Raw genomic sequence first — 12,454 nt, 5'->3', positions numbered from 1 at the left:
TGCTTGGGATTCTAAGGGGAGCTGGATAGAGTCTATAAGCTTGATAAAAATCCCTACAATTTCTTTGTAAAAGTTTTCATTTAGGCTTTCTATGCTTAGGGCTTTGATGCTCTCTTGGTAGAGCGTATCAATAGGTGTGGGCGTTTGCTTCTTGTGCTTGGAGGCTTTGGCTATGGAGGCAAGATTGCGTAAATGTCCTTGGCTGGGGGAGAGTAGGGAGATGTCTTTGATGATTATGACTTTTTCTAGGACATCTTGGTCTATAGCGCGCTTATGCTCTCTGCGTGTGGCGAAGCTTATGGTCAGCAAGTCTTCTTGTGGATTTAGGAAAAAGATGATGTTGTAGGAGAGTATGGCGCGGTTTATGGCTTGAGTGGCTTTGGTATAGAGAGACTTAGAGAGCTGGGCACTAGGCTTAGAGCAGATAAGGCTAAAGGCTAAATTTGTATGCCCTAGGCTAGAGCTAGAGAGAGTTTCGCTGCTAGCAGTAGAGACAAAGCACACGATCGCACCGCCAAAGTCAAACTCTCCATAGCTCTGCTCTAGGTCGTGCAGGGCTTGCGCGCTTGCCTGGGATACTTCTAGGGAGAAAAGCTCATAGATAAGTGCTTTGAAGCTTTGTAGTAGGGCTTCTGGGTTGGCTTTGTGCTGGGATAGGGGGTAGAGATGTGTCATAGTGGAGCTCCTTTGGTTTGGTGTTAAACGATTTGGCTTTGGGCGTTGGCTTTTGCACGCTTTTGCGGGAGTCTGCTCGGTGGGCTTGCTCATTACCACTTAGGTAAATCCCTTCGCCCACCGCTTGACAACCCACAAAATCATCGCAAAATCCTGTCGCCTGCGGCTGATTAGAAAACACGCTTTCTGCTTTTTTGCCCTGCGGTGTTTCTAAATTTTGGGCGTTGGGGCTAGAATCCTTGTTTTGCTTATGGATTGCTTTGGCTATGCCTCGCAATGATGGGGATAGCTTCACTGCTTTGCCTTTGTGAAAGCAGTGATACTTAGCTCAATTTCTGGCTTTGCAAGCTCTGTGGATTCTTGTGGCTCGTTGGTTGGCTCATCGCTTTGGGTTTGGCTTGTGAAGCCATACTTTTGGGCTAGATTTTCAAAATCTTCTAGGCTTTTGGCGTTGTTTATGTCTTTGGCTAGGCTGTGATAAGTGCCATTTTGCACGGCGGCGATAAGCTTATCTTTTAGCGTAGAATCTAGCTCGTTTATATGGCGTAGCTTGGTTAGGGCTTTTTGCTCTTGTGGGCTTAGAGTAGCTTTTGGACTGCTGGGGCTATTGGGGGAGCTTGGCTTGGTGTAGTCATCTAGCGCGGCTTGTGTGTGGGCGTGGTGGAGAGCTATCTCATCATCGCTTGGCTTGTAAGGCTGAAGCTTTATGTGGGCTTTTAGAAAATCAGCTATGTCATAAAACAAGCAGGGCTTAGGCGTAGGCTCTTTAAGCAGGTCTTTTGTCTTAGCTATATGGTAGGGGGCGAAGCTTTTTGCATCTCTTTTTAAGTAGGCATAGCTTTGCGTGCTAGAATCTAGCTGGATAAAGCAGCGAGACTTGCTAGGGAGAGCTTTGATACGAGCAAACTCTGCTTTGTCGTTGAAGTAGAGATCGCGCAAGTCGTTTTGATACTTTGTATCTTTGCTGGTCTCTTTCTCTTTGGCTCGCACGATTTCAAAGAGCTTTTTGCTATCAAACTCTTCATTTTCATCATAAATCGCAGAATCTTCGCCCAAAGTATAGTGGAAGCTTTGTATCTTTTGGGCTGCTATGGCGTTGATATTGATAATGCGATCGTTAAAGTGCGTAGGCTTGAAGTTATAAATATAGATTTGCTTATGGGGTGTGCCTATGCGGTTAATCCGCCCTATGCGTTGCATAAGGCGAGTGCTATTATACGGGGTGTCGAAATTTATGATGATATTGGCGCGGTGGAGATTCACACCCTCTGCTAGGACATCGGTGGTGATGATTATGCGCTTGTCATTTTGCTGCTTATTTTCTGGGTAGTTGGCATCAAAGTTTGCTCGTATGTTAGATTCTAGCTCATTGCGGTTAGCACTATGGATATGCAGAATCTGCCCTTGATATGCACTAAGATTTTGAGCTAGATACTCGCTGCTTGATTTTGCTTCTGTGAATATGACGACTTTTTGCGTTGAATCTTGGGAGTCTAAAAACTCTTGCAGTTTATCAAGCTTGGGGTCTTGGGTGATTTGCTCCCATTTATCAAGCAGGGCTTGGAGATTTGCTCTGTCTATTTGAAGCTTTTGTGCATAGTCTTTTTGAAAGTCGCTTGGGCTTAGGGCTAGAAGTTTATCTTGCTCTAAAAGCTCTTCTAAAGCCTTGTCATTATCTTCTTCTAATAATCTGTAAAGTCGCTCCCTGTTGTCATAATTCTTAGGGAGATAGATATACTTATTTTTAAATTGCTCAAGGAGCTGATTATAAGAAGCTATTTGCTTACTTAAAGTGTCCTTAAAGGCTTGAATGCTAGAGTCAAAGCGTTTGAATAGAATCTTTTGCATAAAGATTGCAAGCTGGGTGGATTGGTCTTTGTAGAATCGATCATCTTTGCCCTTGTCATAGGCAGCGCGGAACTTCTGCTTACCTTGCTCGGTGAGATTGGGGTAGATGAGATAGCGTGCGTAGGTGTAGCCGTTTTTCTCCCCTGCTTGTGGCTGGGCTATGTTATTTAGCTCCCCTGCTAGGAAAAGTAGGGTCTGTGTAGCAAGATTATGCGAGATGGAGTCTAGGTCATATTCTAGGGGCTTTGGGTCGGTGATTTTAGGGAAGTGCAAGCCTTGCTTGGTTTTGTCGTTGGCATAGCTGCTTTCTATATCTGCTCTTGTGCGGCGGATCATAATCTTTGCTAGCAGTTTTTCGCGTAGGGTGTTGCTTAACTCTTGCAGGGCTTTTGTGTTTTTGGATTCTGCCTCTGTGGTGGTGGGCTTCTTGGCGTTGGCTAGGTCTTCGTTTTTCTTTCTATTAAGCTCTTTGCGCTCTCTATTAAGCTTGTCAAATTGCTCATTGATCGTGTGGAAAAATCTCTCTAGGCTTTGGTTTTCTACAATGGCGGTGTCTCGCTTATCGCGGAAAAGGTAGATTTGCTGCTCTAAGTCTTTGGGGGAGTTGTTTTGCGGTGTGGCGGATAGGAGGACCACTCTTTTGCGTGTGGGGAGAGTTTGCGCGCTTGGGCTTTTGTAGGGGATCTTACAGAGGGCTTGCAGCTCTTTGTAGCGGTTGGAGTCTTGGTTGCGGAAGTTGTGGCTCTCATCGATGATGATAAGCTCAAAGCTCTCTTTATCTTCTAGCTTGTGTAGGCTATCGTGCGTGGTAATCTCTACTCTGTGTAGCTTTAAATCATCTTTATGCTTTTTCCAAGATTTCTGCACGGCATTTGGTGCGCAGATGAGAATCCTGCCTGTGATTTTGCTATCTATTTGAAGCTTTTTGGCAATCACACAGGCGATGAGTGTTTTACCAAGTCCTACAACATCGCTTAGGAAAAAGCCATTATATCGTTCTAGCTTGTCTATGCCCTCTTGCACGGCGTGGATTTGGTAGTCATAAGGCGTGTAGTTCGCGCTAGCGATTAGGGCTTGTATGCTGGAGTCTGTGTGTAAAAATACTTCGCCAAAGTGGCAGAGCAAAAGCTTGTGATACATCTCCTTGGGGCTTAGAATCTTCTCTAAATATGTGCCTTTTTTCGCTCTCTCTATATCGCTAGAATCTAGCGGGATAGCACTCTCCCATAGCCTTTCAAACTCAAAGTGGCTAAAGCCTAGGTCATCGCTATTGTTGGATAGGATATTAAACTCATAATTTTTCTCTAAGCCATTATGGCTAAGGTTACTACTACCTACAATCAATGAGCCTTGGAAGCGTGGCTTGTTTGAATCTGTGTGGCTTTGGGCTTGATTGTAGAAGAGATAGAATTTGGCGTGGGCGTTTTTATCCCGCACGATACGGATTGCTAAACGCTTAGATTCTAGGGCTTCTTGTAGGGCTTGGATAGAGTCTTGTACTTGTTTGTCATAGGACTCTTTTTGTATAGATTTTTGCTGGGCTTTGCTAAAGGCTTGGGTGAATTTGGCTTTGTTTGCTTCATTTAGGCGGGATATATCAGCGTTTGTCTGCTCTAGCTCAAAGACAAGTTTATCGACATTAAGTCCCACAAGCAGACGGATAGAGCTAAATCGCTCATAGCCCCCAGAATCCATAATAAGTGTGTGCAAATGTATAAAGCCACTTACGCGAAAATAGCCCATAAGAAAGGCTAAGTGCGTGATATTTTTGTCTGTTAGGGCGTTTTTGAACTGATTTTTAGCGTGTTTGGGAGTTCATTGGTGGTGCAAGTGGAGTTTGGATAGGGATTTGTCTTGTGGTAGCTTGGGTTTTGGGCTTGCGAGCTAGAATCTAGCTTTGGGCCTGCATTACTTTGCTGCCCCACCCCTAATCGACTTTTTGCAGTAGTGCTAGGCTCTTGCAAATGCTTTATTGCTTGAAATGCTCCTTAAAGGGTGTGGGTCTTGGATTGTGGGCTAGCTTTAAGCGCACGCGCTTAAAGCTGGGAGAGTTATAGGGCGAAGTCTTTGATCTTGTCAAATTCTAGGTATTTATAGACTTTAGCAGTGTTTTGTCCTAGCTTTTGTGGGACGATTTGGAGATACTCTTCAAGGCTGGGAAGTCGCCCAAGCTTAGCGCACACCGCACCTAGCTCTGCACTACCTAGATACACTTGCGCACCCTTGCCCATACGATTGTCAAAGTTTCTTGTAGAAGTGGAAAAAACCACGGCATTATCTTTTACGCGCGCTTGATTACCCATACATAGGCTACATCCCGGCACTTCGATCCTAGCACCTGCTGCACCAAAGAGTGAGAAGTAGCCCTCATCACTTAGCTGCTTAGAATCCATTTTTGTCGGTGGGACTAGCCAAGTGCGTGTGGCACTCTGCCCTTCGTTTTTCATAATCTCGCCAAATGCCCTAAAATGCCCGATATTTGTCATACAGCTGCCGATGAAAACTTCATCAATATTTTTGGGGCGTTTAGGATCAGCTAGAATCTCACTAAGAGTGGCTACATCATCGGGGTCATTTGGGCAGGCTAGGATAGGATCTTTGATCTCGCTTAGGTCAATCTCAATCACTGCGGCATACTCGGCATCTTTATCTGCTCTTAATAGCACAGGATTGTTGATCCACTCGCGCATTTTCTCTGCTCGGCGCGCTAGAGTCTTGGCATCGCCATAGCCGTCTTTGATCATCGCATTGATAAGAGAAATGTTAGATTCTAGGTATTCGATAATAGGCTCTTTGTTTAAAGCTATGGTGCAAGCTGCCGCACTGCGCTCGGCACTTGCATCGCTTAGCTCAAATGCCTGCTCGACTTTGATGTCTTCAAGCCCTTCTATCTCTAGGATTTTGCCACTAAAGATATTCTTTTTGTTTTGTTTGGGGACGGTTAGAAGCCCTTGCTTGATTGCATAGTAAGGGATCGCATTTACAAGATCGCGTAGGGTAATACCCGGATTCATCTTGCCTTTAAAGCGCACAAGCACGGATTCTGGCATATTGAGTGGCATAGAGCCTGTAACTGCCGCAAAGGCTACAAGCCCGCTCCCAGCTGGGAAACTAATGCCAATGGGGAAGCGTGTGTGTGAGTCCCCGCCTGTGCCAACGGTATCTGGCAAGCAGAAACGATTAAGCCAAGAGTGGATCACACCATCTTTAGGGCGTAGAGCCACGCCACCACGATTGCGCATAAAATCTGGTAAAGTCGCTTGCAAGCTCACATCAGCAGGCTTCGGGTAGGCTGCTGTGTGACAGAAGCTTTGCATTACAAAATCCGCACTATAACTCAAGCTAGCAAGCTCTTTGACTTCATCTCGTGTCATCGCACCGGTGGTGTCTTGGCTACCTACGGTTGTAGCGATTGGCTCGCAGTATTCGCCCGCTCGCACACCATCTTTCCCGCACGCACGACCGACCATTTTTTGCGCTAGGGTGAAGCCTTTTTGGCTAGATTCTGGCTGGGCTGGTTTAGCAAAGCCTTCAAACTCGCCTAGTCCTAGGAGTTTGCGTGCCTTGTTGGTAAGCCCTCTACCGATGATAAGGGGGATGCGTCCTCCTGCACGGATTTCATCAAAGATTGTGTTTGGACTTAGGCTAAAAGTGCTTACTACCTCGCCATTCTTGATGATCTCACCGCTATAAGGCTTAAGAGTGATAATATCACCTTCTTGGAGCTTATCAACATTGGCTACCACAGGTAGGCAGCCACTATCTTCACAAGTGGCAAAGAATATTGGCGCGATTATGCTACCAATCACAAAGCCACCGCTTTTTTTGTTTGGCACATAGGGGATGTCATTGCCAAAGTGCCATACGATAGAGTTGCAAGCAGACTTTCGGCTACTACCTGTTCCTACTACATCGCCGACATACACGACACTAGCGTTATTGTCTTTGGCGATTTTTTTGATATTTTCTATGCGTGTTTCGTAGTTCTCAACACGACTTTTTAACATAGCTTTAGCGTGTAGGGGTATATCGCTTCTTGTGAAAGCATCGCTCGCTGGGCTTAGATCATCGGTGTTTGTCTCGCCATCGATTTTAAGTACGGCGAGTTTAATCTCTTGTGGTAGAGCGTCTTTGTGGAGAAACCACTCTGCATTCGCCCATGACTCGATAATCTCCTTAGCTAGTGGGGATGTTTTAGACATTTGGGCGATGGTGTCAAAGGCATCATAGATAAGTAGCGTGTGTTTTAACCCATTGGCTGCAGTTTTTGCCACTTGCTCATCGCTAGACTCTAGGGCTTTGATAAGGTAGGGAACATTGTATCCACCTAGCATTGTGCCAAGTAGCTTTGCTGCTAGCTCAGGGGAAATATTCTTGCAGGATTTACCTGCGATAATTTCTCCTAAAAACTCCGCTTTAAGTTTAGCCCCCTCATCGACACCCGGGCTTACGCGATTGCTCAAAAGATCTAGTGCGAGATCTTGTTGCTCCTTGCTAGCACTAGAGTCTAGTAGGATTTTGATCACTTCGCCAACTTGCGCTGGGGTAAGTGGAAGTGGCGGGACTCCTTCTTGCGCTCGCTCTTGTAAAGCCTTGTTGTAATCCGTGATAAATGCTTGCATAGGTCTATCTCCTTTCTTTCCTTGGAAGCTACCACGCCTACGCTTAGGTGCGTGGGTGCGCGGTAGTCTTGCTTTGGGATTGCTTAGTATAGCAAATCTTGCATTATGCTAAGTTTAATTATTTCTTAACTTTTTGTGTGTTTAAAAGTTTTACACGCTCTGTCTGTGATAGTTGTGATTAGAGTGCGCCAAATCGCCTTGTGCGCACGCGGAAGTCATCAATGATGATAGCTAGCTCATCGGTGCTAAAATCTGGCCAAAGTGTTTGGCTAAAGGCAAGCTCTGCGTAGCTTGCTTGCCAAAGCAAGAAGTTTGAGAGTCGCTGCTCGCCACCTGTGCGGATGAGTAAATCCACATCTGGCATATCTGCGGTATCAAGCGCGGCATTAATAGTAGATTCTAGGGCTTTGGCTGCTTCTTGCGGACTTTGGCTATGATCAAACGCGTTGGCTAGTAGAATCTTGTGGCAAGCTCTTGCGATCTCATTGCGTGAGCCGTAGTTTAGAGCTAGGGTTTGGGTTAGGGTGGTGTAGTGGGAGGTGGCGGACTCTAGGTCAAGGATTAGATGCTTTAGTGGCTCGGAGAAAAACGCAATATCCCCAATCGCGCGGAATCTAATTCCATTATCGTGGTAGGTCTCTGCTTCATCGCGCAAATATCGCTCCAAGAGCTTCATAAGGAAATCAACCTCTGTTTTAGGGCGATTCCAATTCTCTGTGGAGAAGGCATAGAGTGTAAGATGGGCGATATTGTGTTTGGCGCACCAATTTGTGATGATACGGACATTGCTCGCCCCTTTTTTATGTCCTGCTTGTCGTCCCTTGCCTTGTAGCTGTGCCCATCTGCCATTGCCGTCCATAATAATTGCTAGATGATTTAGGGAATTTTGCATATATATCCTTTGGTAATGGAATCCACTGCTAGTTACTTGCCTAGGCAAAACTGCCCAAACATACTATCAAGTATTTCTTCGCTATTATAGGGGTGGGTGATGAAACCTATGGATTCTAGGGCATCTTTGATATGGTAGGCAAAAAGCTCTAGCTCTAGGGACTCTAGCTTGGTGCAGGCTTTGTGGATATGCGCTTGTGTTTGTGCGATTGCTTCTTGTTGATAGGGTGCGCTTAGGATGATGTCTTGGTAGGATTCTTGTGCGAGAGCCTGCGCGATTGCGCTATAAAGTGTGCTAGCAGTTTCTGGCTTATTGAGCGCGTTAATAGCTATGGTAGAGCCAGAATCTAGCTTCTGTAATGCGACGGTATCAAGCATAGCTGGCAAGTCGCATTTGTTGATTATAGGGAGTATGGTGGGGGGGCTTTGGCGGCTTGCGGACTCTTCTTGCACGAGTGTTATTATCACTTCATCTTGTGGATCTAATGGGCGCGATCCATCAAAAACGACAAGGATTATGCTTGCTTCTTTTAGGGCTTGTAGGCTTTTTTCTATCCCTTTAGATTCTAGGGGGTCGTTGCTTGTGTGTATGCCAGCTGTGTCAATGAGTCGCACACGGTGAGAGCCTATGAATAAATCTTCTTCGATCCTATCGCGTGTCGTGCCTGCTATGGGGGAAGTTATGGCGCGTTCATAGAGTAAAAGTGCATTAAGCAAGGATGACTTGCCCACATTTGGCTTGCCAATAAGGCAGAGACTATGCCCTTGACTTGGGCGTGCTTTAGAAAAAGTGTAGATATTGTCTAGGCGCGTGGCAAGGGACTCTAGCATAGAGTGGATTCTAGTGATAATATCGCTTGGAATGTCTTCTTCACTATAATCGATCATTACTTCTGTGTGCGCTAGCGCATTCACAAGACTTGTGCGCACTTGCTCTACAAATGTTCCTAAGTCGCCTTTGAGTTGTTTTAAAAGCGCACTTTGAAAAGAAGCGTCTCTTGTGGTGATCATTTGGGCGATAGCATTTGCTTGGGCGAGATCAAGTCGCCCATTTAAATACGCACGCTTGGTAAATTCCCCAGCTCTAGCGATTCTAGCTCCTAGTAGCAAACATTCATTAAGCACTTTGCGCCCGATGATTTCTCCGCCGTGGCATTGAAATTCGATTACATCTTCACCGGTATAGCTTTTAGGAGCTTGGAAATACAGCACGATCGCTTCATCAATAAGCGCGTCTTGCGCATCATAAAGCAAGCTTAGTGTTGCATATCTGGGGGTAAATGCGGGCTTTTTGGTAATGGTGCGAGCAATTTGCTTTGCTTGCTTGCCACTTAGACGCACAATGCAAATCCCACCAACGCCACTAGGAGTAGCAATGGCTACAATCGTCCCTTGCACTATGAACCCACTAGCTAGAATCTAGCGATAAAAATCGTTAATGATGATATATCGCTCATTTTGTGCATTTTGGCGGAAAGAGATATATTTATCTGGGAATGTATTGCGCAGTTTTTTTAATGCGATAAAGGCTAAAACTCCATCAAGAGGTTTTGTCTGGGCTTTCCCCTCTCGGCGCACTTCATTGATAATTCCTACTAAATACGCATCTATGGCTTCTTCTTGATTTTGTAAAAACTGCGCGATTTCTAGGCGGATATTGTAGCCATAAGCTGGCTGAATCCAATTAAATAGCAAATACGATAGAGCCTTGTAGCGGTAGCCTCTCTCGCCAATGAGTAAAGCAGAGTCTGCTCCATCTAGGAAAATATAGAGTGTTTGTGGATCGCTAAAGCTTACTTGAATGGTGCTAATTTTATAAGGCATCAAACTAAGCATTTCTTTGATGGAAGTAGTGATTTCTGCGATGATTTCTTCTCTAGTTTGGAATGTCTGCTTTGGCTCTGGATCTTTGATAAACTCTGAAGCGTCAAAAAACTCCGCACTATTGCTTTGTACTGGCTTTGATTGTTGCGTAGTGCTGTTAGAATGCTTGAGACTTGAAGAAGTAGGTGTGCTATCTTTGGTGTGTGCGATGATGATTGCTTGTTTTTTAAATAGCCCTAAAAATCCGCTAGATTCATATTGGATCACTTCATATTCTAGTTCCGTTACAGAGCAGCCAAACTCCAAGGCTGCTTGGCTTAGGGCTTCTTGCAATGTAGGGGCAGTGATTTTTTTCATACTTTACTGTTCCTTTGTTCCTTAGTGTCGGCTTTTACTTGATCTTTGTGAGGCTTTTTGTGCTTGGCGATTTCTAGGGCTCTTTGCTTGTCGATGATTTTGTTGATAATAAGCTGCATACCGATTGCAAAGATATTGTTTATCGTCCAATACAGCACAAGTCCCGCTGGGAAAGTGATAAGGAAAAGCGTAAAAATGACAGGCAGTAGCTTAAAAATCTTTGCCTGCATAGGATCTAGGGTATTTGGTGTGAGAGCTTGCTGGATATACATACTAGCACCCATAAGAATAGGCAAGATGAAGTAAGGATCCATTACAGAGAGATCGTGTATCCACAAAATCCACTCCGAGCTTTTAAGTTCCACAGCATTATAAAGCACACGATAAATGGCGAAAAATACGGGGATTTGTAGTAGGAGTGGCAAGCAGCCTCCAAGTGGGTTTGCCCCGTGTTTTTTATAGAGCTGCATCATATGCATCTGCATTTTTTGTGGATCACCTTTATATTGCTCTTGGATTTCTTTCATTTTAGGCGTGAGATCTTTAAGTCGTTGCATACTCATAATGCCTTTATAGCTAAGAGGGAAGAGAATCAAGCGCACGATAATAGTAAGCCCGATAATTGCCCAGCCCCAGTTCCCCATAAGCATATAGAGCCACTCCAAAAGCACGAACACAGGTTTAGCAAAAAATGTGATAAGTCCATACTCCACGACATCAGTGAGTGGCTCATAGATGGATTTTAGTAGTTGGTAGTTTTTGGGTCCTACATAGCCCTCTAGCTCGATATTAGAATCTAGCATAATGTAGGGGATAGGGTGCTTCTTATTATCGCCTACGACCTGTGTGTGTAGCCCTCGCACATCGCGTGTGAAAAGTAGCGTGGTGAAGTAGCGGTCAGATGCGGATATAAAGGGCACTTGCGTGAAAGACTCGCCCTCTGGCTTTGCATCTTTGTCTTCGATTTTTTCTATCGTGCCATTTAGCCCTCCGCTCTTTAGCACAACACCGTGGAATGCATAGCCATCATCATCAGCGATTGGACGCATGCCACTTGAGAGCGCGTAAGGTTTAGGCTTAGACATAGTGATGTTTAGGGTATATTTGAGTCCATCTTCATCGTAGAAAAACTGCAAAGTTTTGGTAACCACCATATTTGGCATTGCTTGTGTGAGCGTGAGCGTCTTTGGCGTGCCATCTTTGCTTAGATCAATCTGTGTGCCTGAGGCTTTGTAAGCAGTGCTTGTGGCAAGGGAGTTTAGGGCTTGATCTTGGAAGCGGATTTCTAAGGGGAAAATGGCTTGGGGTGCGAGAAGTGGAAGCTTTTCTAATGGCTTAGAATCTGCCCCGCTTATCCCAAAGAGCCAGCCCAAATGGCTAAAAAACCCTTCTTGTCTTGGTGTGGTGAATTTCTTGTCTTTCAAATAAACTTGCGCTATGCGCCCTAAATCATCAATCTCCACTTCTACGCTATTTGAAACAACACGCGAGATAATGGGACGCACTGGTGCTTGCTGGAATGGGCTAGCTTGCGCGACTTGACTGTGCGCGAAGTTAGGGGAGTTTTGCTCTTGTGTGGTTTGGCTAGATTCCGTGTTCGCGCTTTGTGTTGTGTTTGGCGTGGCTTTATATTGCTCTTTTTTGCTTGGATCTTGCACAAAGTAGCTATAGACTATGATAAAAATAAAGGAGATAACAACAGCGAGTAAAACTCTAGAGTTCGTATCGTCTTTTTTCATAAGTGTTCCTTAATATATGCGTGGCATTGCACGCTTTAGTATTGTGCTGGCAAATGTGCTTGTGGGGGAATTTTGTTGATGTATTGTGTGCATTTATGCTCCTAAGTGTGGGATAAGGATATAGCGACTTATCGTATCGTGGCTTTTTGCCTCTCTGCGTGCTTCTACCGGAATAAGCCAATAACAAATACGCCCTATATGTATTGGTGCGATATGTCTAGCAGGCACATAAAATCGCACAATGGAGCGGATCTTGATGGTGGGATACTCTATGCCACCTTGGCTAAATGGCTGGCAGCGCGCAAGCCGATAGAGAATCTTTGGTAAAGCCCACACTAGATTCTCGTGTGCTAGGAGCAAATATGCATAATGCGAGCAAGTAGGGTAGAATCTACAAGAGTTACCAAGCAGAGGAGAGAGCAGAATCTTATAGGACTTCCACAGTCCAAATGCTATGCTCTTTTTTAGGTTATTTGATCTTGTGTATATGCTCATCAC

The 12,454-nt window shown here is 45.0% G+C and carries 9 protein-coding genes and 1 pseudogene; all 10 read right to left on the bottom strand.

The annotated features are described in order from the left end of the window. A pseudogene (locus IKB69_RS04795) lies at nt 1–675 on the bottom strand (hypothetical protein); the annotation flags it as partial. After that, nucleotides 596–970 carry a hypothetical protein gene (locus IKB69_RS04790; protein ID WP_290946667.1) on the bottom strand — a complete coding sequence of 125 codons (375 nt, stop codon included), beginning with the start codon at nt 968–970 and terminating at the stop codon, nt 596–598. The pseudogene IKB69_RS04795 and the gene IKB69_RS04790, both read right to left, overlap by 80 nt. Further along, complete coding sequence (locus IKB69_RS04785; RefSeq protein WP_290946664.1) at nt 967–4,266, bottom strand: helicase-related protein; 3,300 nt, start codon at nt 4,264–4,266, stop codon at nt 967–969. The genes IKB69_RS04790 and IKB69_RS04785 overlap by 4 nt, the downstream gene beginning before the upstream one ends. Before the next feature lie 32 nt (nt 4,267–4,298). After that, complete coding sequence (locus tag IKB69_RS04780; protein WP_290946662.1) at nt 4,299–4,487, bottom strand: hypothetical protein; 189 nt, start codon at nt 4,485–4,487, stop codon at nt 4,299–4,301. 87 nt (nt 4,488–4,574) lie between these two features. Then, entirely contained in the window at nt 4,575–7,145 is a 2,571-nt protein-coding gene (gene acnB, locus IKB69_RS04775) for a bifunctional aconitate hydratase 2/2-methylisocitrate dehydratase (protein ID WP_290946660.1), read from the bottom strand. A gap of 178 nt (nt 7,146–7,323) precedes the next feature. Next, nucleotides 7,324–8,037 (bottom strand): di-trans,poly-cis-decaprenylcistransferase, encoded by a 714-nt coding sequence (locus tag IKB69_RS04770; RefSeq protein WP_290946658.1) that lies wholly within the window; start codon nt 8,035–8,037, stop codon nt 7,324–7,326. 32 nt (nt 8,038–8,069) lie between these two features. After that, on the bottom strand, nt 8,070–9,434 hold the full coding sequence (mnmE, locus tag IKB69_RS04765) for a tRNA uridine-5-carboxymethylaminomethyl(34) synthesis GTPase MnmE (protein WP_290946656.1): 1,365 nt from the start codon (nt 9,432–9,434) through the stop codon (nt 8,070–8,072). Between the two features lie 21 nt (nt 9,435–9,455). Then, a complete protein-coding gene (locus tag IKB69_RS04760) occupies nt 9,456–10,217 on the bottom strand; it encodes a Jag N-terminal domain-containing protein (RefSeq protein WP_290946653.1) in 762 nt (253 codons plus the stop codon). Next, nucleotides 10,214–11,956, bottom strand: a complete 1,743-nt coding sequence (gene yidC / locus IKB69_RS04755; RefSeq protein ID WP_290946650.1) for a membrane protein insertase YidC — start codon at nt 11,954–11,956, stop codon at nt 10,214–10,216. The genes IKB69_RS04760 and yidC overlap by 4 nt, the downstream gene beginning before the upstream one ends. A 93-nt stretch (nt 11,957–12,049) precedes the next feature. Beyond that, nucleotides 12,050–12,451 (bottom strand): membrane protein insertion efficiency factor YidD, encoded by a 402-nt coding sequence (yidD, locus tag IKB69_RS04750; protein WP_290946669.1) that lies wholly within the window; start codon nt 12,449–12,451, stop codon nt 12,050–12,052. Nucleotides 12,452–12,454 lie beyond the last annotated feature (3 nt).

It is taken from the genome of Helicobacter sp., from assembly GCF_017502485.1.
GTDB lineage: Bacteria > Campylobacterota > Campylobacteria > Campylobacterales > Helicobacteraceae > Helicobacter_B.
The sequence above is the reverse complement of the archived record's forward strand: the minus strand, read 5'-3'. Positions and strand labels throughout refer to the sequence as shown.

Excerpts from the sequence above, each read along its gene's own strand:
- IKB69_RS04785 (WP_290946664.1), bottom strand. The coding sequence starts at position 4,266 with ATGGGCTATTTTCGCGTAAGTGGCTTTATACATTTGCACACACTTATT.
- acnB (WP_290946660.1), bottom strand. The coding sequence starts at position 7,145 with ATGCAAGCATTTATCACGGATTACAACAAGGCTTTACAAGAGCGAGCG.
- IKB69_RS04770 (WP_290946658.1), bottom strand. The coding sequence starts at position 8,037 with ATGCAAAATTCCCTAAATCATCTAGCAATTATTATGGACGGCAATGGC.
- IKB69_RS04760 (WP_290946653.1), bottom strand. The coding sequence starts at position 10,217 with ATGAAAAAAATCACTGCCCCTACATTGCAAGAAGCCCTAAGCCAAGCA.
- yidC (WP_290946650.1), bottom strand. The coding sequence starts at position 11,956 with ATGAAAAAAGACGATACGAACTCTAGAGTTTTACTCGCTGTTGTTATC.
- yidD (WP_290946669.1), bottom strand. The coding sequence starts at position 12,451 with ATGAGCATATACACAAGATCAAATAACCTAAAAAAGAGCATAGCATTT.